The sequence below is a fragment of the Candidatus Kuenenia stuttgartiensis genome, from assembly GCF_900232105.1.
In the GTDB taxonomy this organism is placed as follows: Bacteria; Planctomycetota; Brocadiia; order Brocadiales; family Brocadiaceae; genus Kuenenia; species Kuenenia stuttgartiensis_A.
This window is the reverse complement of the sequence record NZ_LT934425.1, coordinates 1,871,485-1,896,325: the sequence shown is the minus strand read 5'-3', so window position 1 is coordinate 1,896,325 and position 24,841 is coordinate 1,871,485. Positions and strand designations below refer to the sequence as shown.

22 protein-coding genes are annotated in these 24,841 nt (G+C 40.9%); 15 read left to right on the top strand and 7 right to left on the bottom strand.

What is annotated here, in order from left to right; genetic code table 11:
- Positions 1-346: 346 nt before the first annotated feature.
- The 3 genes from KSMBR1_RS08670 to KSMBR1_RS08660 form a co-directional block, all read right to left on the bottom strand.
- Positions 347-1,939, bottom strand: coding sequence for a DUF11 domain-containing protein (locus KSMBR1_RS08670; protein WP_230405722.1), 1,593 nt, complete (start codon positions 1,937-1,939; stop codon positions 347-349).
- Between the two features lie 161 nt (positions 1,940-2,100).
- Positions 2,101-3,750 (bottom strand): CARDB domain-containing protein, encoded by a 1,650-nt coding sequence (locus KSMBR1_RS08665; RefSeq protein WP_157820490.1) that lies wholly within the window; start codon positions 3,748-3,750, stop codon positions 2,101-2,103.
- 433 nt (positions 3,751-4,183) lie between these two features.
- Positions 4,184-5,488: a pyridoxal phosphate-dependent aminotransferase gene (locus tag KSMBR1_RS08660; protein ID WP_099324961.1), complete on the bottom strand. Its 1,305-nt coding sequence runs from the start codon at positions 5,486-5,488 to the stop codon at positions 4,184-4,186.
- A gap of 328 nt (positions 5,489-5,816) precedes the next feature.
- Here KSMBR1_RS08660 and KSMBR1_RS08655 point away from each other — a divergent pair, with 328 nt between their 5' ends.
- The 7 genes from KSMBR1_RS08655 (at position 5,817) to KSMBR1_RS08625 (ending at position 11,566) form a co-directional block, all read left to right on the top strand.
- Positions 5,817-6,731: an N-acetylglucosamine kinase gene (locus KSMBR1_RS08655; protein ID WP_157820489.1), complete on the top strand. Its 915-nt coding sequence runs from the start codon at positions 5,817-5,819 to the stop codon at positions 6,729-6,731.
- Between the two features lie 81 nt (positions 6,732-6,812).
- Complete coding sequence (locus tag KSMBR1_RS08650) at positions 6,813-7,916, top strand: IS4-like element ISCku3 family transposase (RefSeq protein WP_076611654.1); 1,104 nt, start codon at positions 6,813-6,815, stop codon at positions 7,914-7,916.
- Positions 7,917-7,941: 25 nt separating this feature from the next.
- The gene (locus KSMBR1_RS08645) at positions 7,942-8,241 is read left to right on the top strand and encodes a hypothetical protein (protein WP_157820488.1); all 300 of its coding nucleotides are present in this window, start codon (positions 7,942-7,944) and stop codon (positions 8,239-8,241) included.
- Positions 8,195-8,782: a methyltransferase family protein gene (locus tag KSMBR1_RS08640; RefSeq protein WP_099324958.1), complete on the top strand. Its 588-nt coding sequence runs from the start codon at positions 8,195-8,197 to the stop codon at positions 8,780-8,782. Before KSMBR1_RS08645 ends, KSMBR1_RS08640 begins: the two co-directional genes overlap by 47 nt.
- Before the next feature lie 208 nt (positions 8,783-8,990).
- Positions 8,991-9,605, top strand: coding sequence for a class I SAM-dependent methyltransferase (locus KSMBR1_RS08635; RefSeq protein ID WP_099324957.1), 615 nt, complete (start codon positions 8,991-8,993; stop codon positions 9,603-9,605).
- Between the two features lie 177 nt (positions 9,606-9,782).
- Positions 9,783-10,787 (top strand): GTPase ObgE, encoded by a 1,005-nt coding sequence (obgE, locus tag KSMBR1_RS08630; RefSeq protein WP_099324956.1) that lies wholly within the window; start codon positions 9,783-9,785, stop codon positions 10,785-10,787.
- 14 nt (positions 10,788-10,801) lie between these two features.
- Positions 10,802-11,566, top strand: a complete 765-nt coding sequence (locus KSMBR1_RS08625) for a type III pantothenate kinase (RefSeq protein ID WP_099324955.1) — start codon at positions 10,802-10,804, stop codon at positions 11,564-11,566.
- A gap of 237 nt (positions 11,567-11,803) precedes the next feature.
- On the opposite strand, the gene KSMBR1_RS08620 is transcribed toward KSMBR1_RS08625, so the two are convergent.
- The gene (locus KSMBR1_RS08620; protein WP_099324954.1) at positions 11,804-12,247 is read right to left on the bottom strand and encodes a TPR end-of-group domain-containing protein; all 444 of its coding nucleotides are present in this window, start codon (positions 12,245-12,247) and stop codon (positions 11,804-11,806) included.
- Between the two features lie 254 nt (positions 12,248-12,501).
- On the opposite strand from KSMBR1_RS08620, the gene KSMBR1_RS08615 reads away from it, so the two are divergent.
- The 3 genes from KSMBR1_RS08615 to pnpS are packed head-to-tail and all read left to right on the top strand — an operon-like array spanning position 12,502 to position 15,555.
- Positions 12,502-13,089: a hypothetical protein gene (locus KSMBR1_RS08615; protein ID WP_099324953.1), complete on the top strand. Its 588-nt coding sequence runs from the start codon at positions 12,502-12,504 to the stop codon at positions 13,087-13,089.
- On the top strand, positions 13,082-13,774 hold the full coding sequence (locus KSMBR1_RS08610; RefSeq protein WP_099324952.1) for a response regulator: 693 nt from the start codon (positions 13,082-13,084) through the stop codon (positions 13,772-13,774). Before KSMBR1_RS08615 ends, KSMBR1_RS08610 begins: the two co-directional genes overlap by 8 nt.
- On the top strand, positions 13,768-15,555 hold the full coding sequence (pnpS, locus tag KSMBR1_RS08605) for a two-component system histidine kinase PnpS (RefSeq protein WP_164994431.1): 1,788 nt from the start codon (positions 13,768-13,770) through the stop codon (positions 15,553-15,555). The genes KSMBR1_RS08610 and pnpS overlap by 7 nt, the downstream gene beginning before the upstream one ends.
- A gap of 24 nt (positions 15,556-15,579) precedes the next feature.
- On the opposite strand, the gene KSMBR1_RS08600 is transcribed toward pnpS, so the two are convergent.
- Positions 15,580-16,071 carry a DUF456 domain-containing protein gene (locus KSMBR1_RS08600; RefSeq protein ID WP_099324950.1) on the bottom strand — a complete coding sequence of 164 codons (492 nt, stop codon included), beginning with the start codon at positions 16,069-16,071 and terminating at the stop codon, positions 15,580-15,582.
- A gap of 227 nt (positions 16,072-16,298) precedes the next feature.
- Between KSMBR1_RS08600 and KSMBR1_RS08595 the strand changes: the two genes are divergently transcribed.
- The gene (locus tag KSMBR1_RS08595) at positions 16,299-17,243 is read left to right on the top strand and encodes a cache domain-containing protein (RefSeq protein ID WP_172953480.1); all 945 of its coding nucleotides are present in this window, start codon (positions 16,299-16,301) and stop codon (positions 17,241-17,243) included.
- Positions 17,244-17,397: 154 nt separating this feature from the next.
- Here KSMBR1_RS08595 and KSMBR1_RS08590 read toward each other — a convergent pair whose 3' ends face one another.
- Together KSMBR1_RS08590 and KSMBR1_RS08585 are read right to left on the bottom strand one after the other, a co-directional pair.
- The gene (locus KSMBR1_RS08590) at positions 17,398-19,296 is read right to left on the bottom strand and encodes a SulP family inorganic anion transporter (protein WP_420886562.1); all 1,899 of its coding nucleotides are present in this window, start codon (positions 19,294-19,296) and stop codon (positions 17,398-17,400) included.
- A gap of 726 nt (positions 19,297-20,022) precedes the next feature.
- Entirely contained in the window at positions 20,023-20,715 is a 693-nt protein-coding gene (locus tag KSMBR1_RS08585; protein ID WP_099324947.1) for a hypothetical protein, read from the bottom strand.
- A 411-nt stretch (positions 20,716-21,126) separates the two neighbouring features.
- On the opposite strand from KSMBR1_RS08585, the gene KSMBR1_RS08575 reads away from it, so the two are divergent.
- The 4 genes from KSMBR1_RS08575 to KSMBR1_RS08560 all read left to right on the top strand — a co-directional run bounded on the left by KSMBR1_RS08575 (position 21,127) and on the right by KSMBR1_RS08560 (position 24,830).
- Complete coding sequence (locus tag KSMBR1_RS08575) at positions 21,127-22,269, top strand: tetratricopeptide repeat protein (protein WP_099324945.1); 1,143 nt, start codon at positions 21,127-21,129, stop codon at positions 22,267-22,269.
- A 236-nt stretch (positions 22,270-22,505) separates the two neighbouring features.
- Positions 22,506-23,096, top strand: coding sequence for a Holliday junction branch migration protein RuvA (gene ruvA / locus KSMBR1_RS08570; RefSeq protein WP_099324944.1), 591 nt, complete (start codon positions 22,506-22,508; stop codon positions 23,094-23,096).
- Between the two features lie 45 nt (positions 23,097-23,141).
- On the top strand, positions 23,142-24,173 hold the full coding sequence (ruvB, locus tag KSMBR1_RS08565; protein WP_099324943.1) for a Holliday junction branch migration DNA helicase RuvB: 1,032 nt from the start codon (positions 23,142-23,144) through the stop codon (positions 24,171-24,173).
- A gap of 21 nt (positions 24,174-24,194) precedes the next feature.
- Positions 24,195-24,830 carry an epoxyqueuosine reductase QueH gene (locus KSMBR1_RS08560; RefSeq protein ID WP_099324942.1) on the top strand — a complete coding sequence of 212 codons (636 nt, stop codon included), beginning with the start codon at positions 24,195-24,197 and terminating at the stop codon, positions 24,828-24,830.
- The last annotated feature ends 11 nt before the right edge of the window (positions 24,831-24,841 follow it).

Below are 24,841 nucleotides of genomic sequence, written 5' to 3'. Positions count from 1 at the left end.
CTCCCCACTTTGTTGATGAAAAACGGTAAAATATGAGTAAAAACGGGGGTTTATAGTAGTTCATCCCCACTTTTGAGACAAACAAAGTTAATTTTGACCCCGTCTGCAGAGCTTGGTAGCGAGAACGAAAAATTCATGTAGTGCGACGAACCTCGTCGCACTACATGAATTTTTCAAAAGGCTAAAGTGTTGCCTAAAATCGGATTTGTTTGACTATATCTTTGTATTGGACAAAGATAAAAATCCTTCCTCACTTGAAATGAGGAAGGACGGTTATCTCTTAATAAAATACTGATTAAAAACGTGGAAAAACAATTCACCGACAACGAACTGTTATTCGGCACTTTTATTTATAGAAAGTAGTGGCCTCTGTTTCTTCTACTGGCCTGTCAAGGCGATCATCCTGCATCGAAACTTTAAACCGTACATCCCCTTCGCTTAGTGCTTTTACAACAACCTTCCATGTTGCCTTTGCCTTTGGAGCCAAACTTGGTAGCGGATCAAAGCTGAAAACCTTGCCATCATCTGAAAGACTACCACCGGTTGCGCCCGATGATGACACATACTCCATCTCGTCCTCAAGCGTACATGACATTTTAACATTCTTGCTATGGGAAGATCCCTGGTTCGTTACCGTAATAATATAAGTTTCGTCCTCCCCAACCTCAACCGGGTCATGTACATCAACTACTTCCAGCAATATAGCAGCAATACCTAAGACATCAGTCGCTGCTGTTACCGATACGGCATCCGCACAGACTGCCTCGGCAGTGGCCCTGTTTAATACAGACCCAAGTCCGTTAGGACGCAAGGTAATACTTAGCTTTCTCGTATCTTTTGAATACAATGTACCCAGGTTCCAAACGACAGAGCCGTCAGACAGTACACCGCCGGAACTTGCGTTTAAAAATGTTGCATTTGCGGGTATTGTATCCTCCACTACCGTTGTTCCGGCATTACCATCTCCTACATTTTTCACTGCTATGTCGTATGTTATATCACGTCCGATGTATATCTTGCCAGGCCCTTTCTTTGTAATCTGCAATTCCGGTTTTTGCACAACAGTGGTTGTTTTGTTAGATTCAGCGCTTAATCCAGTGTCGGCAACTACCGTTGCAACGTTACGGTACTCTCCTGTTTTATCGGCGGTTACGTCCAATGTAACCGTCCTTGATTCACCTGGAGCAAGAGTACCAATTTTCAATACAACATTGGAAAGCCCATCGTGCGTTTTGAGACCTTCAGGCAAAGATTCTTTTATCTCGACATTTTTGGCATATCCGGTTCCTGAATTCTGCACAACAAACGTAAAAGGTATCACATCACAAATCAATACCGCCGGTGGCGCATTTTTGGTAAGCAGCAACTTTGGCTGTACTGCATTTGCAATGGAACAGAATGGAGGCAGATTATAGGTGACATCCGTACAGAAAGATATGGATCCCTCTTTCACCGGAATACCAAATACCCGAAATGATTTGTTTTCATCCGGAGACAATTCTCCCATGTTCCATTGTATAACATTTTCCTTTGTTATATCAGCTTTTGGAGTGGCGTTTTTCATTTCAAAATTATTTGAAAGCGTTTCGATTACCTTTACATCCATCAGCTTCTGGCCTGAAACATTGGTTATCGTGATAACATAGTCGAATAATTGCCCTACCTGAGGTTCCGAAGGAAGGTTTTTATCGATAAGAACAAGCCCATGCTGTTTATCCGACATATGAAGTCTTTTATATTCGGCTGCGGCTTCCGATTTTGTTTCTTTTTTTACGGAAGATTTTTTTTCCGATGCTGCCTGGGTTTCATCGTATCCTCGCGCGGAAACAACTTCCTTCTCATTCGAAAAATACCTGTTTGTATAACTACACCCGTATAAAAATGGTAAAGTTGCGAAAAGAATATAAAGCAAAAATACGGCTCTTTTAAATTTATTCATATATAGTATCTCCATTAAATGCATGCTATTTAAACAATTTTATAGAAAGCAAAAAAGCCAGCAAAAAGAGCTGGCTTTTTTGCTTCTATTTATGAGTACCCATAAATATCATACTAACCACATTAACCGACCAATAAATAACTCCCGGCTTTTATAAGAAATTATTCATAGAAATGGGTGGCCTCGGTTTCTTCTACCGGCCTTGTCAAACGATCATCGGTCATATTAACTTTAAACCTCGCGTCGCCGTCGCTCAAGGCCTTTACTTCAACCTTCCATGTTGCCGTTGCTTTTGGAGCCAGGCTTGGCAATGGACTAAATGTTACAGTCCTGCCTTCACCATCGATTGTCCCGCTAGTTGCACCGCCGGAGGATATATATTCCATACTATCTTCCAGTGTACAGGTTATCCTGATATTTCTGCTGTGGTCAGTTCCCTGGTTGGTAACGGTAATAATGTATATCTCATCATGTCCCACCTCAATTGGATCATGTACGTCAACAACCTCAAGCAATATAGCGGAAATACCAGCAACATCTGTAGTTACGGTTGCAAATACCGCTTCTGCACATACCGCCTCGGCAGTAGCCTTGTTCTCAACGGTACCAATACCATTTGGCTGTACGGTAATACTTAATTTTTTTGAATCGTTTGGCTGTAAAGTACCCAGATTCCATTTTACACCACCTGCCGACATTGCTCCGCCATTGGTCGCATTCAAAAATGTAGCATTCGCAAGGATGGTATCTGTTACTACTGTTGCCGATGCCGGACCATTTCCTATGTTACTTACCGATATATCATAGGTAATGTTACGTCCAAGATAGATGTTGTCAGGTCCTGTGTTTACAATCTCCAACTTGGGCTGTAATACAACCGTGCTTGTTTTGTTTGACTCAATGCTTAATCCGCCATCCGCAACTGCTGTTGCAATGTTATGATATTCACCAATTCTTTCTGCTGTAACATTTAGTGTCGCCGTTCTCGACTCTCCAGGCGCAAGGGTGCCGATCTTCATGATCACACTGGCATGTCCGTCCTGGGTAGTTAATCCGTCAGGCAATGATTCTTTTATCTGAACATCCCTGGCCATTCCCGTTCCGCTGTTCTGTACTACAAAAGTCAATGGTATGGTATCGCAAAGCAATACAGATTCCGGAGCCTTTTTGGAAAGCAACAACTTTGGCTGCAATATTTCCGGTTCGAGGCAAATATCCGGCAATTGATATTCAAGGTCGGTACAAAACGGCATCTTACCCTCTTTGGTAGGGGTACCTGCTAACCGGATAATTTTAGTTTCATGAGGCTGCAGTGTGCCTAGTTCCCATACAGCAATACCTTCTTTCATGCTGTCGTTTATACTTTTTAACATATCAGGGTCTGACCCTGTTATGTTAAAATTGCCTGGCAGGCTATGAATAACCTCTACATCATCAATCTTGCTGTCAATAAGGTTTGTTACTTTTATAACATATTCATAAGGAACGCCCACTGCGCCTGTCCTGGGTGCTATTTTTTCCATATAAATAACGCTGCAACAGTCCTTATTGCCTGTTGGGTATGCCATAGAGGTTATTAACATGTCAGATTTAGGCTCAGGTTTGGGTTTGGGTTTGGGTTTTTCTTTTTCGCTATGTATCGTTTCATAATGCCTGGGACCTGGTTCATCGTTAATATGACCGTGGTAATGTTTTCCTTTTTCGTCAGGATCGTGTTTAATACCACTTCCCCATGAATTGCTTCCAATAACAGCCCACAATATAAAAAGCGGTACAACCAAGAACATCTTTCTTAAATGGTTAATTTTCAAAGTGATGCCTCCTTTCAATAAAGGTAAAATCGTCTGGACTAAAATACTTAACCCCCCACAAAATCAGAACCGGTTTTAATGCCCCTTCCAGCATGGTAAAAAATTATTTTTTTGATTTAATCTAAACAAATGATTTCTATATTTCTCCGCAAACGTAACTATTCAGCGTAAAACAATATATGCTTCCTTCCCAAGCAGATACTTCACTATGTTCAGCACAAGGTTTGGAAACAGGTTCGCTTTACACTCCGGTAGTTTGGCAAATTACTTAGTTTTCTCAATTTATACTGTGCAGCAGAGGCTTTTTCTCTATATTCAAATATAAACAGTTTTTTTTTCCTGTCAATACCTGAAAATGGGGGTATTCAAAACATGTCCATACTGCTTTTTACCCGCAGGACATTCCAAATGAATGGTTCTCGTTTTTTAAAAATCAATTGCAGGGGGTTACATATTTATTTATATTTTCAGCAATAGTATTCCACGTCCATTTTCGTTTTTCATCATCGGCTTCCAGTAGCGTGATGCGGAATCCCTTCCTTGTGCAGCAAAAGCCTGTTAATGGCACAACACATATCCCCGTTGCCCCGAGAAGATAATAAACAAACCTTTTATCTACCTCCACACCACTTACCTTATCCAGGATGTATTTTTTAACAGCAATGTTTTCGATCGGCAGGGTTTGTTGGGCATTTAAAACACCATCCTTAAATACGATGGACATATAGAATGCCCCCTGGGGTTTTACCACTCGTATGCCATCTACCTTTGAAAAGATTTCGCATGCCTCATACGCACGGTATTCATACTTCTCCCTACGCATTTTCAGATGTGCCGGATAATTGGGATTACCCATTATCAGCGGAATAGCATATTGGGGCAGGCTGGTGGAACATACTTCAAGCATTTTTGCGTTAATTAAACTTTTGATATAGTTCTTGAATTCCGGATTTGATTCCTGGTTGAATACCTCAATCCATCCGCACCTGGAACCAGGCCATGGAAATTCTTTGGAAATGCCGCGCATTGCCATGCCGGGCACTCCGCCGATTATTTCGCTGAGATTTGCCGTTTCCGCGCCGTTATAAACGATATTTGCATATATTTCGTCACAGATGAGAAACAACTCATACCTTTTTGCGATTTCAACAATCTTTTCAAGGAAGGAGCGCGGGTATACCGATCCTGTAGGATTGTCGGGATTGATGATAAGCATGCCGGCAATGGAATCGTTATACTTTATTTTATTTTCAATATCATTAAGATCCGGCAGCCAATTGTTTTCAGGGTCAAGATCATACGTAAGGTGATCATACCCGGAGTGGGCTGCCTCTGCTGATGAGTGTGTGGAATATGCAGGCGAAGGTCCAATTACACGTGCTTCCCTCTTCAAAAGACTGAAGATGGTGGAAACGGCATCGCCTAATCCGTTGAAAAAGATAATATCGTCCGGCGAAATTTGATACCCGCCGCGTTTGTTTACCAGATCGGCAAGGAATTTTCTCGTTTCCGGAACGCCCTGTGTTGCTACGTATCCATATGTCTTATCTTCTGATACCAATTGAATAACAATGTCTTTTATCCATTGAGGGATTTTCTCTCCTTTTTGAACAGGATCCCCTATGTTCTCCCAGGTTATTTCAACGCCTAATTTTTTTAATTCATTTGCTACCGCTACGATAGCTCTAATTTCATATGTAAGATGTCTCCAACCTTCATGTTCAATGCCTCTGCGCATAATCCCGCGTACCCTTCAAAAAAAGAATGATTTTACTGATTAAACAAAATATATGATTACGTATTTCCTGATAAAGTATTTTACAGGAAATAGTTACCATGTGAAAAAAGGATTTAAAAAACAAAAAAATGATTCTACAAATGTATTCTTGTACATGCAAGAAATATGTTTATGAAGAGTGTTCGACAAACGGGTATTTTAAATGGTAAACTAGGTCTTTCACTAAGACCATAAAAGAGTAGAGCTTATTTTGAAAGCATAGATTCTTTGACTACATTATATGTCTTGCAGACACCTTTTTAAGATGAATGGGAGGGTGCAGTCAATAATGAAAAGTTGTGTACTGGGAATTGATGGCGGGGGTACAAAAACCACTTGCCTCCTTTCTGATGATACAGGAAAGATAATCGGGCAGGGAAGGGGGGGCCCTGCGAATCCCAATCTGGTTAATAATGACGATATAAGAGCCGCAATGCAGGAGTCCATTTCCGGTGCCATCCACTCTTCGTCCGTTCCCGAATTCAGGATAGAGGCCTTGTGTGCAGGCATAGCCGGGGGTGTAGAGGAAGAGACAAGGCATACAATGAGAAAGGTAATTTGTCAGGTAACAGACCGTTATGGTGCGGATTCACGGTATAAACATTTATTTGCCGGAGATATGCAGATTGAGGTGTATACGGATGCAATTATTTCTCTTGTTGCCGGGGCTGGCAATCGGCATGGAATTGTTGTAATTTCCGGCACTGGTTCCATCGTGTATGGAGAACGTTTTGACGGGAAAACGGCAAGGGCAGGGGGTTGGGGCAATTTTCTGGATAATGAAGGGAGCGGTTACGAAATAGGGAAGATGGCTCTGCGGGCAATCATGAGGGCATACGACGGAAGGGATCGCCAAACCCATCTTGCGGAATATATCCTTAAGGAATTACACTTTAGCACGCCAGCGGAAATGGCAGCGCATATTTTGAAAAAACCTCCGGAATACGCCGGTGTTGCCGGTATTGCAAAACTGGCACATAAGGCGGCAAAATCGGGCGATACCGTTGCACTGCATATTTTAACAAATGCGGCCGTTGAACTATGCCACGGAGTACTGGCGGTGGCAAAAGCACTTTCTTTTACGAAAGAAAATTTTCCACTGGTACTAGCGGGTGGTGTATTGCGCAATAGCGATTTTGTAGAAAAGCCCCTTGTGCATAAAGTAAGGCAGTCTGCGCCTGGGGCAATGCCGCATAAGCGCTAACTTGTTTTATTGACAAATTTTATTCATCATGGTATTTTTATGTTAATTATCCCGCTAATCACTCTATAGGAGGATAAAGCCATGATGAGAGAAGATTGGGATCTTCTAAGAACTTTCTTCCCAAACGATTGGAAAAGTTTAGCCGTTGATACAAATGCTTTAAAAGGCTTGCGCAAGGATAAATCTGAAGAAAAGCTTCTTCGAACATTATTAATTCATTTAGGATGTGGCTATTCATTGCGTGAAACAGTAGTTCTAGCCAAGCGTGCTAACTTAGCAGATTTATCCGATGTTGCCTTATTAAAGCGATTAAAAAAGAGCAAAGAATGGCTATATAAATTATGTTTATCTTTATTCCGTGAGCGTGGCCTCCAAATTAATAAACGGAATAATTTTCATCTTCGCTTATTTGATGCAACAACAGTAAAGGAACCTGGGAAAACAGGAAGTCTTTGGCGCATTCATTATAGTATTGAGGTTCCTTCATTATCTTGCGATTTCTTTAAACTTACGGGAACTGAAGGAGAAGGCACAGGAGAATCTTTTCGGCAGTTTCCGATGAAAAAAGATGATTATATTATAGCTGACAGAGGTTACTGTACTGGCCAAGGAATTCATCATGCAACAAGGAAAGGCGCTTATCTTAGCGTTAGAGTTAATTCGCAATCTCTACGGATATTCGGCGAAGAAAAGAAACCCTTTCCTTTATTGAAAGAAATCCAATATTTAAAAAGACCCCTTGCTATAAAATCATGGAACGTTTTTATTCCAAACGTTGATAATACTGAATATGTCAAAGGTCGTCTTTGTATAATACGCAAAACAGAAGAAGCCATTAAAATAGCTCATAAAAAACTTAAAAGACATGCAAGCAAAAAGGGCATTGAACTAAAACCGGAGACCCTTATTTATGCCAAGTACGTAATAGTATTCACAACGTTTCCTGAAAATCAATTTACCGCTTTTGATATCTTAGAATGGTATCGAGTTCGATGGCAAATTGAACTGGTCTTTAAAAGATTTAAACAAATAGCACAATTTGGACACTTACCTAAATACGATGATGATAGCTCAAAAGCTTGGCTTTATGGCAAACTATTCGTTGCTCTTTTGACAGAAAAACTAATAGATTTTGCTACGTCTTTTTCCCCCTGGGGATACTTCATTGTCAAGCAAGAAGACTAAAAGCAAATGGCGTGAATTTGCTTTTATGCTTAATCAAGTAAAACGGGCTATAGAACCAGCGTTATCATTACAGGAAGTTCTTAAGTGCTGGAATGACATTGCTTGTTCTTTAGCAGAAAATACAAGAATCCGAAAAAACACAGATATCAAAATACTTCGAGCGCACCTAAAACAAGTTAGCGCTTATGGGGCAATGCCGGTATTGCTTGCGGAAGAGCAGGCAAAAGGCGCGGTAATCCTGGCATTGAAGCTTGCCGGCATGGAAAAATCACAGGGGAATGGTACCGGCGGGAATCGTGAAAGGAACGGCGGTGGCGGCATTTAAATTGTATCGGCCAAGGGTACGGGAAAGCAAGACACAGAATACGGTGATATTGTGGGGGAAATCGCTGTTGAATGCCTTCTTGTTCATTGCAGTATTCATGGTTGTTTTGCCATGTGCGGCGCAGCGTATAATTACGGTAAAGGCGCCGATTCCTCCGGCAATTGGCATGTGGGGCGGAGGGCTTCTTGTATGTGCCGGTATGGTTATGTGGATACACTGTCTTTGGGTTTTCAGCCATAAAGGCAGGGGGACTCCTCTCATGTTGGATGCGCCGAAAAATCTTGTTACCGATGGGTTTTTCCGTATTATGCGCAATCCGATTATGTTGGCGGAACTCATGATAATCTGGGGAGAAGTTCTCTTCTTTGCTAATCTGGGTATACTTATTTATGCGATTGTGATTAGTATAATAGCGCATATATTGGTTGTTTATTTTGAAGAGCCTGAGCTGAAAGGACGTTTTGGCAAGCAATACGAAGAGTATTGCCGGCAGGTTCCAAGATGGCTTCCCGGAATTAAAAGTAAACAAAGAAGAGAATAATGCGATGATGGGTTGTTGATGTGTCGATACTGAACAGTCAAAGAATTCCTGTTGCAACACAACGGTCAAGTGAGTTAAACTAAAAAAACGCTACATTTTAGCTGTACAGTAGAAGGCAATCGTGCGGGAATTACACGTTTATATCAATTCATTTTCCCTGTTAATTCGTGACGTAAAAGATTTACAGCATGTCTGAATGTCCTTTAATATGACAAAGAGAAAAGATCACTGGGAACGGGTGTATTCGGATAAATCGCCTTTTGAGGTTAGTTGGTATCAAAATGAACCATCCGTTTCCTTGCGCTTGATTGAAAATTGCCAGTTGGAAAAAAATGAACCCGTTATCGACGTGGGAGGCGGTGCGTCTGTATTGGTAGACCGTCTTTTAGAGAAAGGATACACGCGGCTGGCGGCGCTGGATATCTCATCAAAAGCACTTGATTTCGCCAGGAACAGATTAGGGAATAAAGCGCAATATGTCGAATGGTTTGAAACCGACATAACAGAGTTTTCTTCTCGCCGGCAATTTTCGCTGTGGCACGACCGGGCTGTTTTTCATTTTCTGACAGATCCGGGAGACCGGGAAAAATATGTTGAGATTTTAGGAAAAACGTTGAGGCCTGGTGGATATTGTATTATTGCCGCTTTTGCGGTTGGCGGCCCAATGAAGTGCAGCGGCCTGAACGTTGTCCAATACAACGCGGAGAAAATTTCAGATGCATTCGGCGGTCAATTCGAACTTATCGGGGAAACGGGAGAAACACATATTACCCCTGCCAAAAAAGAACAACTGTTTTCCTATTTCAGCCTGTTGCGAAAGTGAAACACATGGGGAGCGGGATATGGTGCATCAATCACCCCTGATTTTAAGACCTCTCTACAGTATTAACCAGGCAAACCCATAGCATTACTATAAATTTTACCTTTTATTTTCGGGATATCGTTTTTTTGATTACGTATCCTTTTTGTTTATCCTTGTATTTTTTCGGAGTTACGCATTGTGTTTGTAGATGAAGCCGTTATTTATGTAAAAGGCGGGGATGGGGGAAACGGCTGCGTCAGTTTCCGCAGGGAAAAATATGTTCCACATGGCGGCCCAAACGGAGGCGATGGCGGGAAAGGGGGTGATATTATCTTGTTGGCAAGCGAAAAGATAGAAACCCTTTTAGACATTACCTCCAGAGTCAAACACATTGCAGATAATGGCATCCACGGAAAAGGATCGAACAAAAACGGCAAGGACGGAAAAGATATCGTCCTCTTATTGCCGCGAGGCACCTTAATAAAAGACAAAGAGAGCGACCGTATCCTGAAGGACATGAGCACTGCCGGAGAAAGCATAGTCATCGCCAGAGGCGGAAAGGGCGGTAGGGGGAACAAGCATTTTGCCACCGCAACGAACCGCGTCCCCCGTGAGGCAGAAGATGGGCAGCCCGGCGAGGCACGATGGCTGATTTTAGAGCTAAAACTTTTTGCGGACGCCGGTCTTATTGGTATGCCAAACGCGGGAAAATCTACATTGCTCTCCCGTATTTCCAAGGCAAGGCCCAAAATAGCAGATTATCCCTTTACCACATTACAGCCACAACTGGGTGTTGTAGAAATAGAAAACTTCCGGCGCTTTATCGTCGCAGATATCCCCGGCCTCATAGAAGGCGCACATAAAGGCATAGGGCTTGGAGACGAATTTTTACGGCATATTGAAAGAACAAAGGTGCTGGTACACATGCTGGACGCCTCTGTTTTCCCGGAAAAAGACCCGTTAGAGGCATACCGTATCATCCGTAATGAATTAAAACAGTACAATCCAAAACTCACGGAAAAAACCGAAATTGTTGTTGCGAATAAAATGGACCTCCTTGACGAAGAAACTGGCGCTGCATGCATTAAAAAGCTTGAAGAAAATATTTCCCACCCTGTCTGCCCCGTCTCAACAATAACTGGAAAAAATTTGAGTAGCCTGATTTATTTGTTGTCCAAAACATTACAAAAAGACACTGCTTAATCGGGAGCGGCGCCATGTGGCTGGCAATTGATATTGGCAATACGAACATCCACGCCGGAGTTTTTGAGGGGGATGTTTTACGCTCATCCTTTTCCCTCAGCAGCAGCGAGCCGCATATGCTGCATGATAGCCTCGCAAAAGCAATATCCACTTGTTCTCTCAAAAACAGTGTTTCTGCCGTGATTATTTCCTCCGTAAACCCAAAACCAGAAGAGGTTCTCTTCGAATGCATAAAAACCCGGTTACATGTGTCACCCCAAAAAATCGGAAAAGATATTCCCGTTCCTTTGTCTGTTTTTGCAGAGTACCCGGAAAAAATTGGCGCCGACAGATTGCTGAATGCGGTTGCCGCATATGAACGATTCCATGATTCGGCAATAATAATTGACGCCGGCACTGCAATTACCGTTGATGTTATAAATAATCACGGCGCCTTTCTCGGCGGTATTATTGCTCCCGGCATGGCTATTTCTTCAAAGGCATTACACCATGCTACTGCTCTGCTGCCAGAAGTATCCATCACGAAAAAACCTGATACTATTTTAGGCAGAAACACCGTCGAAGCGATACGGTCAGGAATTTACTGGGGCGCAATCGGAATGGTAAAACAATACATTGAACTCATTTGCAAGGAACTCCGCGATACACCGGCGATCATTGCAACAGGGGGAAGCGCACCTATACTGGCGCGGGAGATACCGTCAATCGCTTCCATAACACCGCACCTTACGCTGGAAGGTATTCAATGTGCGTACAAGGCCTGGCGGGAGAGGGAATAAGGAGCAGGAACGGGCCACTCATGCGGTACGGATAAATTTTTATGGTAACCAATCCTGCCTTCATAGCTTGAAAATAAAAAAAACAACCCTGACAGGGTTCCGAACCCTGTCAGGGTTAATCAAGCAAGATGCTTCTAATACAATATCTGTCAACCGACAGATATTCGCAAATATTTACAAAAAATCGGGAATGCACCCTAAAAAACTACTTTGATACTACTTTTCCTGTTCTTGAAACTATGCCTTTTTTGAGATTTTTTTTAACAGGTTTTTATACCGAAGGTCTTTTCTGAGAACCGCAAGGTCTTTGTCGTTTTTAATATAGTAAATATCGTTGTAGCCCAAATCTATTGCCTTTTCCAGTGCAATAAACGCTTCTTCTGTATTTTTAAGCAACGCATAACTGCATGCCAGATTGTAATGCACAAACGGGTCATCTTTTCGCAGGCGGCACAGTTTCAGGTCAATCAGAAGACCCTTTTCGTACCTGCCCGTTTCAGTGTAAGCATTGCCTAAATACATAAGACACTCAACATAATCCGGTACCTTTTCAATGATCCCTTCGAAAAACCAGACAATAAACTCTTCCCCCTCCCTCTGAAATTCAGGAGCACGGAGGGTGAAGTTATATTTGGGCAGTTTTATTGGTGAAAGCGCCCTTTTTTTTGATTCTGTTTTCATTTGAACAATCCACCCTGTATTATGTGTACTCTGTTAAAGAAACATTGCGTCAATCCCTATGCAACCGTTTCGTTTTCTAAAACACCAACTACCTTTGTACGGTATGTATTAATGTGGCAAATTACGCAATTAACCGTACCCCTTTCTTTTATTTTGCCAATTTTATTGTTGCCACATTTGTTCCAATATTTTAAAACATATCCTTATCTTGTCCAAGTACAAAATTATCCGTTTTCTTTCTCAAAGGAAAATACATGACCATCGATAAACAATTGCTTAAAAATGCTCTTTCCGGCAAAAAAGATGTTGCGCTCAAAAAAATAACGGAACTCGTGGCATACAAAATATATGAGAGCCAGGAAAATCTTGGGGAAAAAGCGAACTACATTGCCGCGATTGATGCTATCGTCCAATACATATCAGAAAATTTTCCCGACATTCCTTCCTTCCGGGAAAGGCTGTCACATCTTAGCAAAGGAATATTGTCTGTTCATCAGTTCGCAGATATAATTTATGAATATTACAGGGAGAATCATTTCCTTGACTTTGAGGTGGTAAAAAATCTTATCTCTACGGCAAAAGACACCGACTTAAAAAAAATTACCGATATTGTGGCGTTTAAAATCTATCAGAGCCCCGAAGATAAGGGGCCTGAACTAAACTTTCTTTCCGCAGAAACATTTGTGGCGCATTATGTGTCAGAAAATTTTAAAAATATACCCGCCTTTAAAGAATATCTTACTACCCTTGGAAAAGGAGCTGCCACTTTAGAGACGTTTGCACAAATAGTGTACTATTATTATTATCGAAATGAAAACGAGCAGTCTTGCGCAAATGAATGAAACCATACTGATCGTAGATGATGAACGGGATATTGTAAACCTTATTATGTACCATCTGGAAAAGGATGGTTACAAAACGATTACCGCCTTGGATGGCGAGGCAGCGCTTGAGTTGTCGAAATCGGAACGGCCGGCGCTTATCATCCTGGATATTATGCTTCCCGGAATGAACGGTCTGGAAGTATGCAAGCGTTTAAAGTCAGATGAAGCATTGTCCGATGCTGCCATAATCATGTTGACCGCCAGGGGAGAAGAAGACGATATAACACGCGGCCTCAAACTCGGAGCAGACGATTATGTTACAAAGCCATTCAGCCCGAAGGAACTCGTAGCGCGGGTACATTCCGTACTAAGACGCACAAAGAATGCTTCCTTTAAAAAGGAATTGTTAGAAATAGGCGATCTGAAAATTAACATGGACAACTATGAAGTAAAAATCGGACACGATGTCATCCCCCTGACACTTACCGAATTCAAACTATTGTGTCAATTGGCAGGCAAACCGGGCCGCGTATTTACCAGGGACCAATTGATTGATGCAATCGCCGGAGTGGAAACAATTATTATTGACAGGACGATTGATGTTCATATAGCGTCCCTGCGAAAAAAACTGAAGTCGTTTAAAAACCACATCATAACGATACGAGGCATTGGATACAAATTCATGGAATGGCAAGCATGTTGAAACACAAGCCGGTTTTTAAAGCATGTTTCCTCCTTTTTTTACTGTTATCCGTTTGTTTCTTCTCCGCCTTTTATTACGTTCACAGAACACTGAAATCGCATCATGTAACCCTTCTCGACGAAAATATTCTTTCAAAATCATCTGCAGTATATAATTCTTTGAAAAACGTGCTGCAGGGAAACGACAGGGGAAAGATTGTTTCTGCCTGTGAAGATATCGGTAATTTACTCAAGGTCGGCATTGTTATCACGGATGCTGCCGGAAGTGTTGCCTATACTTCCTTAAATAAAAATATACCGGAAACATTCACGGAGGATAACGTTCTCGCACGCCTGCTTAGCGGCGGGGAAAACACTATATTTCACGATAAATTACACCGGGTATCACGCATATCTTTACCTATTGCTATTCCTGATGTGGATATAAAACTCCTTGTCGTTATTTCCCCTTTTGAACACGCTCACGCCGCGATCTCCGCTGTTTCAAAAAAAATTACCGTGTGCCTTTTAATTCTTTTTGCTGTTAGTGCTGCCATAGGATTCATCATTATCGAACGAATCCTTTCCCCGGTAGCAGAAATTACCGGAATTGCCATGGATTTTCTCCGGGGTGATTTTACGATGAGGGCGGATATTTCTTCCCGGAATGGTACGAAGGAACTTGCCAAAGCAGTTAATACGATGGGAAACCGTTTGCAGGCGCAACAACAAATAATTTCCGATAGTGAAAAAAGGTTGACGGCTATCATAAATAATATGAACGACGCCATCATAGTGGTGGATTTACAGGAAAGGATTTTGCTTATAAACAATACGGCAATGACATTTTTTGGCATAGCAGAGATAACGCCTGGCAGGGATTATTTGTGGGAAAGGATAAGAAATGAAACGCTGCAAATACTGGTAAAACAGACAATGAAAACCAATACCGGATTTACGACAGAAATAGAATACGCTTCCCCAAAGAAAAAGCTGCTTCAGACGCAGTTTTCCCTGCTTCAAAAAGACAATAATACCATAGGAATTCTCATTGTATTCCACGACATTACTGATTTAAGAAAATTGGAAAACACCAGGAAGGAGTTTGTCGCCAATGTTTCTCACGAATTAAGGACACCTCTTACCTCAATCAGGGGATATGTGGAAACGCTGTTGGAAAACTATGCCGCTGGGGGCGGGCATACGTATAACAGTTTGAAAGTTATTATGAAACATACACAAAGACTTGATAATTTGATTAAAGATATTTTGGAACTCTCAAAGCTGGAAACGAACGAATTGAAAATGGAGCTTCATGAATTAAACATATATGAGTGTATTGAGGATATATTGCACACCTACAAGGAACACTGCGAGGAAAAGAAACAATCGTTTCGCCTGCACATCTCACAAAACCTCCCCACTGTAGAATCAAATGAATACCTTTTAAGGCAGCTACTGACAAACCTTCTTGACAATGCAATAAAATATACGCACGAGAGCGGGGACATCAGGCTTTCAATCTCTCCGGCGGAGGAAACAATACAAATTGAAGTTTCAGATACGGGTATCGGAATACCACACGAGCATATTCCCCGTATTTTTGAGAGGTTTTACCGGATAGACCCGGCACGTTCAAGGGAAATGGGCGGAACAGGGTTAGGTCTTTCTATCGTCAAACATATAGTAAACCTTCATAATGGCGCCATTAAACTGAAAAGTACGGTCGGCAAGGGGAGTACCTTTACGGTCATATTGCCGCAAAAACAAGAAAAACCGTCAGCCGCTTTTGATGGCAAATAACGTTGGCAAGGGGAGGTGGTTTTCTTAGCCAAAAACCTTCCATACAAAAATAACGATCATTGTCGTTCCAATAATCCCTTTCATCAGGGTTCCGCCAACAAAACCGATAAAATTACCCAGGCCTGATTTCATAGCGCCTGCGTAATTTTTCCCGCCAATTATTTCAAAAATAATGGTGCCGATAACAGGCCCTACAATTAATCCAATTGCCCCTGCCCAGAAAAACCCTGCAACGCTGCCCATGATCGACCCTGCAATCCCCCATTTCGTAGCGCCGAATCTCCTGGCGCCGTACACATTGCCTATGTTTTCGATAACTATGGAAAATACCGTTAACAGAGCAAATAGCAACAACAGTTTCCACGTTATTTCGCTGAAACCCGTGAAGACGGCATAAAAAAAAGCCCCGAACCAAATTAACGGGATACTGGGGAGTATTGGAAGCACAATACCCAGCATGCCCGCAATCATGATAACCATTGATACGGCAAATAGTATTATTTCCCAAATATTCATTTTGCAAAACTGTTTAATAGTAACATTGATATACGGTCAAAACGTATGACCGACATAGTATTTTACCTGGAATATCTGAAAAAATCTGGAATTTTATCTATCGTTAATTTATTGTTATTACAGATTTCACAGAATACTCATGCCCATACACCTTTTTTCATTCATTAATTACCTTGAACTCTGTAAATAAAACACTTTTAACTGTTATAATAGCGATAATTACGTTTTTGATTGCTATGGGGTTGCTCTCCTTTAAAATCCTTGGGTCTGGGCTTCGAAAACAGGTTCAGAACCACCTCTTTTCCGTTCGGGAAATTAAAAAAACACAGATACAGAGCTTTTTCCGTGAACGGTACGGTGACATTAATATCCTCTCCAAAAATCCGCTCATTATGCAGAGTTTACCGGTTTTTGCCGCCGCGTTTAAGGAAGGCGGTTTTGGTGATCCCCGTTATAAACAAGCAGAAAGGGATTATGGATACCTTTTTATGCATTTTTTGACGCAGCATGGCCTCCAAAACATATACCTCGTGGATGCAGAGGGATTTGTTGTCTATGGAGTAAAAGGCGAATCGTTTCGTGGAGAAAATTTAAAAAGCAGTCATTTTGTTTCAACGACACTCAATGAAGTCTTCACTGAAGGGTTAACACGCCTTCATTTTTCAGATATAACCTTTAACGAGAAAACGAGAGACTTCATGTGCATTGGCGCCTGCCCTGTTTTTGATAATGCCACTACATTTTTAGGGGTAATTATTGTTGAAATACCCTATTCGAAACTTGACGCTATTGTGTCACAATCGGAAGGATTAGGAAAAACAGGAGAGATTTATATTATTGGCGAAGACAAATTAATGAGAACAAAGTCAAGATTTCTCAGGGAAAATACTATTTTAAAAATGAAAATAGACACAAAATCTTCGCGGGATGTCATTCTTGGCAATACCTATATACAACGAGTGAAGGATTATCGCAACCTTCCCGTGATCAGCGCATATACACCCCTTGACGGTTTAAGGGATGTGAAATGGTTTCTCCTTGTGGAAATGGATGAAAAAGAAGTATTGCATCCCTTTGTTGTGCTGGAAGCGTACCTTGTAGTTGTTGCAACTGTTATCTTCACTATTTCTATTGTATTTCACCGGTTTATCAGAAAAAAAGCCCTGTTATAAATATCCTTCCGTCGTCCTCTTCAAATTTCAATTAATCCCTGGAAAACATGCCTGCCGGCAACGATTTTCACCCTATTTGTTTTCAGGTGACTCAGAGAAGAAAATTACCGTGACACAAAAAGTGCCACGGTAATTTTTGGCAATCACATTTATCCTATTTTTGCGGATTTCTTTCATAAGGCAACACCATTTCGACATCTTCGATGCTGACAATTGTATCGGGGTGCTTTGGTAATATTTCCTCACGTAAATACTCAAAAAGCTCATCGGCTTTTTCATTTTGCAGCAGTGCTTCAATACGCACTAAAGAATATGCTGCATTTGGTGTGTCCGTCAGCTTTTTGACCGGTTCTATGCTTGCAAACCTGGCAATATCAAGGTTCATAAAGCCTTTCCTTACCAACGCCTGGGCTCCCGTTTCAGCAACAATGCTTACATGTTTTCTTACGATCAATTCCCTGTTATGTTTCATGGCAGAAAGTTTATGTCCCGACAGCTTTTGATGTGCCTCTAAACCAACTACTTCCAGGGTAAGATTTTTACGCTCGAATTCATGCTCGAACTCGTTTAGCTTTCCCATAACACTATGATCAATAAGCTTTGTTTTTGACATGTTCAATATTACATTTTTATCTTCTTTAAGGAAGTATTCTACCTGTTTTCTGAACGGAATCCAGTTGCTGAAAACAGCCGAATCGCTTGCGAAAATTACTACCGTCTTATCGTCCTTTATCTTAACATCCAGATACGGCCTGAATAATGACCGAAGGGGTACGCCGTTTATGATATGTACGAAAAATTTTGCTCCTATGCCTATGGCGATTCCGATGACCAGGTCCGTTGCCAATACTGCTACTAATGTAGTGACAAATATGACCAACTGCTCCACGCCAATTTTGTAAGTATGAACAAATTCCTTTGGCGCGGTTAACTGAAACCCTGTGTATACAAGCATTGCGGCTAGCGCCGCCAGGGGTATTTTGCAAAGTAAAAAAGGCACAAGCGCGACAAAAAGCAGCAACAATAGACCGTGGTACATGTTTGCAAAACGTGTGCGCGCACCATTGTCTATATTTGCCTTACTACGCACAATTTCAGATATCATAGGCAGTCCGCCGATAAATGCACACAGTGTGTTTCCTATTCCAACAGCAAACAAATCCCTGTCAAGGTTTGTTTTCCTTTTCCATGGATCAAGAATATCTATCGCCTTTGCGCTAAGAAGGGATTCGATGCTTCCTATCAGTGCAAACATTATTACCCATTTCCATCCTGCAATGTATTTTAATGAAGAAAAATCCGGGAAGGCGATTGCCTTGAACATATTGCCTGGAATATTTACCATGAATTCTTTTCCGAGGTTATATTCATATCCTTCAAAGACATAAATGCCTTCATTTGGCACTCCAAGAGATAAACAAAGCGGTATTGCAAAAAATAGCACAAACATTGGAGGAGGAATCTTTTGCAGTATTTTATACTTATGCTTTATCTTTGGGATACCAAACATGATAATTAAACTGCCGATGCCTATTGCCGCAATGTAAGGATTCATATCAATGATAACCCTGGGTATCTCTGCCATTAATTCAAAAGGTTCACCTGCCGCAGTACCGCCTAATACTATGGGAAATTGTTTGAGAATGACAATAATGCCAATAGCGGCTAACATGCCATGTACAGCACATAAGGGGAAAAAATCCCCAAGTGAGCCTACCCGGAGAAGACCAAATATAATCTGTAAGCAGCCGGCGGCGACACCTACCCCCAGCGCCATTCTGTAGGCTTGAATATCTGCGGCGATGTCTCTTCCCCCGGTATACCCGAAATCGGTAACTGCACCAATTGCAATAACAATTAACCCCGCGGCCGGCCCTTTTATTGTTAACTGTGAATTACTAATAAACGTTGTAACGACTGCGCCTACAACCGCAGTGAATATGCCTGCTATTGCCGGATAACCACAGGCAAGAGAAATCCCCAGACACAACGGAAGTGCAATTAAAAAAACCAGAAATCCCGCATTAAAGTCTTTTTTAAAATTTTGTCCCATTCCGGAAAAGCCGGCATTCGGAACGGGCTCTTGAGCACCGTTTAATTTCGACACACTCATTTACCTCCTTAATTGTAAATCTTAAGAATATTTTTATACGATAGTACCTTCTTGTCACACCACTTCTTTTAAAAAGAAGTAGTCACAAGTCAAGCAAATTGCGCTCCCAAAACAATACACCTTTTATACACATGAATATGTCATATATACTTAATCATACTCAGGATATTTACAAAATGTGCTTTTTATGCTGTGCGGCAGGGGCAAATTATGTTTGTCTTAGTTGAACTTGCACAGTGTTGTCCATGGACGTCTATGCTAAAATTTTGATATACAGCACAAGCCTATAGTGCAAGGAGTCTCACGCAGGCATTTTGCTAAAGCATTCTGCTGAATGATATAACCACTATTCAATGCATAGCTTATGTGACAAATTATACTATTGCAGGGATCTGATTTTAAGCTCTTAACAGGTATGGGTTATTTATAATATCTACCTTGCGCTATGTTTTATTTCGGACGAGAAACAAGCATTTCATTTTGCAAGGATACTTTGTTTGTGCATTTATGGTTTTAGAGACGTATAAAATGATCAACTTTTTTCGCGAGAAGCGGGGCTTGTCGGCAGGGGTAGGCATGTGTGGTTTTTCGAAAAAGGCTGCAATGCCAACCTTCTCTGTCTCTTTTCTTCCTGTTTTATGCTTATTTGGATCCGGCTTATCCTTGTTAAGGATGATTTGGTTGAAAGAATGAGGCGATAAATGGCTGAGTAACGCAAAAAAGCCAGCTACCGAAATAAGCAAAACAAATAAGCGTAATCCAAAAGATTTTCAGAAAATTTGTGTAAAGAGGATTTTTTTTATATATTTCAAGCCAAATGGTGGCTAATGTGAGCAGTACAGGATTTATAAAAAGATCGTTTGTGCCGGGCGAGGTAGTAGCCCCGATATAATTAAAGAGAAGGCCTACCACTACGCTAATAAACAGAGAGAGATAGTAGGTGTTTTTCGCAATAATAATGCTGAAAATAACCAGGGAATGTGAAAGTATGGATGCTATTGCGAATTCCAAACCGCGGTAAAACTCGTAAGAGATTATAGAATAGGGCGTAAGAAACGCAAAGAGGATGGCATTTCTCTCTTTCCCAGTTGTATTATAAAAAAAATATAATGAAGCCGGGGCGATAAATTTGAGAATGTCATTATCACTCCAGTATTCATTGTCGCCAAAATACACACATGCAATGCCAATGCAAGCGGAAAGATAGAGGAGAAATTCTATTTTTTGCTTTCTTCGCAAAATCCATAATACAAGGAGAAAAACAAGTGCCGATTGCAATAGGGTAAGGCACTCTTTAAGCCAGAAAATATGTTCATAGATATAAATAAGATTTTCGAAGTTAGTTGTGATAAATTCCATAGGATTATTGCATTTTCAAATGATAAAAAACAAAAAAAGTGTTGCATGGAAGCTTATTATACAAAAACGAAACAAGCCTGGAAATCTGTGGTTTCAACCTCTTTTTACCTTTGCTACTGAAACTTTGTCCCGCCGGATGTTTTCCACTTATATCATTTTTTCAAAGCCATGGGGAAATGAAAAAATTCTAAATGAAATTTTTTTAGGAACTAATCTTATAATTTAGGAGTGTTTAAAAGTTCATTTTCCCTTAAAATCATAAGTAATTATTTATATATATGTTGTAACGTTTCAGGCGGAAAATTTAGTTGAATTTAAAGTTTAAGTTTGTTAAACTCAATCCCTTAAATACCTTAAAAGAACGTCTTTTAAGTAATTGCATTTTAGTAAAACAGATGGAGATTCGGTAATATGGCAGATACGGTATCTGAGTTAGATATCAACAAACTCCTTGACGCTGAAACAATTTCAAGAGAGACTGTTGCTGAGATAAAACAAAAAGTTTTAGGCTTTTTAGAAAACAGGAAGATCTTTGATAAAAAAATAGAGTCATTAAGGGAAGGAATAAGGAAGGAAACTGATAACGCTAAACTGAAAGACAAAAAGCTGTTGCTGGGAATATGTTTGTGGATCATTGGAGAAACGAAAGAAGCTATGGGCTTATTGAATGAAGTAAAGACAAGGAAAATAGGCTCGTATTACCTGGGGAAATGTTATCAGGAATTGGGTGATTATAAAAATGCGTTAGAGTGTTTTGAACGGGCGAAAAAATCAGATGATGAAGAATTTGATATCTGCATGGATATTGCCGAGACAAAAAGAATGGCGGGCGACAGCAATGAGGCATTAAAGGTAATAAAGAATTTTTCACAGTCACACAACGACAACGCTGAACTGCATTATCAATGGGGACATTGCCTGGAGTCCTTGGGGATGTACGAAGAGGCTTTCGTGCATTACGACAAGGCGCTTCAGATCGAACCAAATCATACGAAATCTCTTTTTCAAATGGCATTTAATTACGATATCGCCGGGGAAGACGACCTTGCGATTGAATATTATGAACGATGCACCAACCTCCGTCCTGCCCATAAAAATGCATACATGAATTTAGGGATATTATACGAAGACAATGGAAAATATGATGACGCAATTTTTTGTTATGAAGCCGTTTTGGATGTAGAGCCTATGCACGAAAGGGCCTCATTTTGCCTGAAGAGTGCAAAGGCTTCTTCGGAAATGGTTTTTGATGAGGAGGCGTCGAAAAAACAGGGACATGAAGGTGACGTGTTAAATATTCCCATTTCCGACTTCGAACTTTCCGTTCGGAGCAGAAATTGCCTTGAAAAAATGAATATTCATACCTTAAGAGATCTGACAAGAATTTCAGAACCAGATTTGTTGACATTTAAAAATTTTGGGGAAACCTCTCTTAACGAAATAAAGGCAATATTGATACAAAAAGGATTACAATTGGGACAATCCTATGATGGGCACAATATCGAGAAATCCACTGGCAAAAAGACTGGTTCCCTGAAGAGGGCAAAAGGTTGATTTGGCAGTTTGCTTTGCCATGGTCGGTTTAGGCAGATTGCAATCTGAAGGTCAGCATTTTTTCGTGTTCCACAAGTAAGTTTTTCTTGGAAATCAACAAAATAGAAACCCCTTTCAGACAGATATAAATGTTGGCGGTATAAAGTGGCAGGAGGCGTGTTTGCGGAAAGGCCTCAAAGAAAATGGCAGGAATGGCGCTGGATGTTATATAGCAGTGTGTTGCGGAAGGTATTCTTATGTTAGATTACATCCGGGGGCAAGTGATTAGCAAATCTCCCACCAAGTTGGTCTTGGAAGTTGCAGGCGTTGGTTATTTATTACACATTCCAATCTCTACTTTTGAAAAAATTCCCAGCCGTGGCGAAGTTACAATTCATACTCAGTTGTTTTTGAGAGAAGATGGCATAAAACTGTTTGGATTTGCCTCAGATGAAGAAAGGGGCTTATTCCAGCTATTGCTATCGGTAAATGGTGTTGGGCCAACTATGGCAATTGCCATACTATCCGGCAGTACGGCAAACGATATTAAGTGTGCAATAGCCAGAGAAGACACAAAGGCATTAATGCGAATCAAAGGAGTGGGAAAAAAAACAGCGGAACGAATTGTGTTGGAACTAAAGGAAAGCGTTAAAGGGGCAAAAGCATCCATAGATATAGAAATGGATGGCAGACAAAGGGCATTTGCCGACGATGCAATTATGGCGTTAATTTCTTTAGGATATGGCAGGCCTGTGGCGGAAAACGCAGTAAAAGAGGCCGTAAAAAAATTGAATTTGGTGGACAATATAGAAGTTCTTGTGCGGGAAGCCTTGAAGTTTAAAACATAATAGAGTGCTGTAATGGTTCTTAATTTACTAAGTAAGGAATCGGGCATGTTAAATGAAGGGGTATTGTCTTCTTCCGCGGCAATTGAAGATAGTAATCTTGATCTTACGCTTAGGCCGAAAAGATTTAATGATTTCATAGGACAAGATCGTATAAAAGAAAACCTGCATATCTATATAAAAGCGGCAAAAAAAAGGGGTGAACCAATTGATCACGTCTTGTTTTCCGGCCCGCCTGGTTTGGGGAAAACGACGTTATCCCAAATCATTGCGAGTGAAACAAATACCGCTATAAGGACGACTTCCGGTCCCATATTGGATAAACCGGCAGACCTTGCGGGCATTTTAACCAATTTACAGCAAGGTGAAATTCTTTTCATTGATGAGATTCATCGATTAAATACTAATGTAGAAGAATATTTGTATTCTGCAATGGAAGATTTCTCCATCGATATAATTATTGACCAGGGGCAAAAAGCGAGGTCGGTAAAAATAAACCTGCAAAGGTTTACACTTATTGGAGCCACTACCCGTGAGGGGTTGCTTACTGCACCGTTACGGTCACGGTTTGGGGTACTTGAGAAACTGGAATTTTATCCATGGGAAGATCTGTATAAAATTGTGTGTAATTCTGCGCGTAAGCTTGCGATACCAATTGAGGTAAAGGGTGCAGAAGCAATAGCAAAGCGGTCGCGTGGCACCCCGAGGATTGCAAACAGGTTTTTAAGGAGAATTCGGGATGTGGCCCAGGTGTTAGGAGAAGACGGGAAGGATGTGATAGACGAGAAAATAGCACTCAGGGGGCTGGAGATGTTGGGCGTAGACGAAAATGGTTTATGCGAAATGGACCGCAAGATTTTGCAGACGGTAGTAAAAAGCGGAGGAGGCCCTATCGGATTAAAAACGATAGCAGTATCGGTAAATGAACAAGAAGATACTATAGAAGAAGTGTATGAATCCTTCCTTATCCAAAGAGGTTATTTGGAAAAAACGCCGCGGGGGAGAATTGCCACAAAACAAACATACGAGCATCTCGGTGTTCACAAACAAATGCCGGCGCAAAAAAAGATATTTCAATAGCAAAGGAATTTTCAAACAAATATGCAGCTATTATTACATATCTGTTGCGCATGTTGTTTATGTGCGCCACTCAATGAATTGAAAAAAGAAGGTTTTGCCGTTACCGGGTTTTTTTATAATCCGAATATACATCCATTGCTTGAGTTTCGCCGTAGAATAAAAGCATTGCGGGTTTTTCAGGAAAAAAATCCAGTAAAAATTATTTTTAACGAAGAATATGGATTAAGAGATTTTTTGAAAAATGTGAATTATGAGGGAGGCAACCGTTGCGCAGATTGCTATGCCATGAGGCTTGATTGTGCCGCATCGTATGCAAAAAAACATACGTATGACGCCTTCACCTCTACAATGTTATTCAGCAGGTACCAGGACCATGTACAATTAAAAGAAATTTCCGAAAGGCTATCAAAAGAAAAAGAGATACCTTTTTTGTATCGTGATTATCGTTATTTATCTGAGCATAGCAATGAAATTGCACGAAAAAACATGATTTACCGGCAGGGCTATTGTGGTTGTGTCTTCAGTGAATATGAAAGATACAAAGATACGACCCGGGAATTATATAAGGGAAATAGCCTTCAGTACAAGGAGAATGAAGATACTTCCGGGGGGTTGCCGGCAAAAAGCGGTGGCGAAATATGCCATTGTTCAAGATGACATGTTCCCCC

What these genes read in the sequence shown, in the direction of transcription:
- KSMBR1_RS08670 (WP_230405722.1), bottom strand. Translation starts at nt 1,939, where the DNA reads ATGAATAAATTTAAAAGAGCCGTATTTTTGCTTTATATTCTTTTCGCA.
- KSMBR1_RS08660 (WP_099324961.1), bottom strand. Translation starts at nt 5,488, where the DNA reads ATGCGCAGAGGCATTGAACATGAAGGTTGGAGACATCTTACATATGAA.
- KSMBR1_RS08655 (WP_157820489.1), top strand. Translation starts at nt 5,817, where the DNA reads ATGAAAAGTTGTGTACTGGGAATTGATGGCGGGGGTACAAAAACCACT.
- KSMBR1_RS08650 (WP_076611654.1), top strand. Translation starts at nt 6,813, where the DNA reads ATGATGAGAGAAGATTGGGATCTTCTAAGAACTTTCTTCCCAAACGAT.
- KSMBR1_RS08645 (WP_157820488.1), top strand. Translation starts at nt 7,942, where the DNA reads ATGCTTAATCAAGTAAAACGGGCTATAGAACCAGCGTTATCATTACAG.
- KSMBR1_RS08640 (WP_099324958.1), top strand. Translation starts at nt 8,195, where the DNA reads ATGGTACCGGCGGGAATCGTGAAAGGAACGGCGGTGGCGGCATTTAAA.
- KSMBR1_RS08635 (WP_099324957.1), top strand. Translation starts at nt 8,991, where the DNA reads ATGACAAAGAGAAAAGATCACTGGGAACGGGTGTATTCGGATAAATCG.
- KSMBR1_RS08625 (WP_099324955.1), top strand. Translation starts at nt 10,802, where the DNA reads ATGTGGCTGGCAATTGATATTGGCAATACGAACATCCACGCCGGAGTT.
- KSMBR1_RS08620 (WP_099324954.1), bottom strand. Translation starts at nt 12,247, where the DNA reads ATGAAAACAGAATCAAAAAAAAGGGCGCTTTCACCAATAAAACTGCCC.
- KSMBR1_RS08615 (WP_099324953.1), top strand. Translation starts at nt 12,502, where the DNA reads ATGACCATCGATAAACAATTGCTTAAAAATGCTCTTTCCGGCAAAAAA.
- KSMBR1_RS08610 (WP_099324952.1), top strand. Translation starts at nt 13,082, where the DNA reads ATGAATGAAACCATACTGATCGTAGATGATGAACGGGATATTGTAAAC.
- pnpS (WP_164994431.1), top strand. Translation starts at nt 13,768, where the DNA reads ATGTTGAAACACAAGCCGGTTTTTAAAGCATGTTTCCTCCTTTTTTTA.
- KSMBR1_RS08600 (WP_099324950.1), bottom strand. Translation starts at nt 16,071, where the DNA reads ATGAATATTTGGGAAATAATACTATTTGCCGTATCAATGGTTATCATG.
- KSMBR1_RS08590 (WP_420886562.1), bottom strand. Translation starts at nt 19,296, where the DNA reads ATGGGACAAAATTTTAAAAAAGACTTTAATGCGGGATTTCTGGTTTTT.
- KSMBR1_RS08585 (WP_099324947.1), bottom strand. Translation starts at nt 20,715, where the DNA reads ATGGAATTTATCACAACTAACTTCGAAAATCTTATTTATATCTATGAA.
- KSMBR1_RS08575 (WP_099324945.1), top strand. Translation starts at nt 21,127, where the DNA reads ATGGCAGATACGGTATCTGAGTTAGATATCAACAAACTCCTTGACGCT.
- ruvA (WP_099324944.1), top strand. Translation starts at nt 22,506, where the DNA reads ATGTTAGATTACATCCGGGGGCAAGTGATTAGCAAATCTCCCACCAAG.
- ruvB (WP_099324943.1), top strand. Translation starts at nt 23,142, where the DNA reads ATGTTAAATGAAGGGGTATTGTCTTCTTCCGCGGCAATTGAAGATAGT.
- KSMBR1_RS08560 (WP_099324942.1), top strand. Translation starts at nt 24,195, where the DNA reads ATGCAGCTATTATTACATATCTGTTGCGCATGTTGTTTATGTGCGCCA.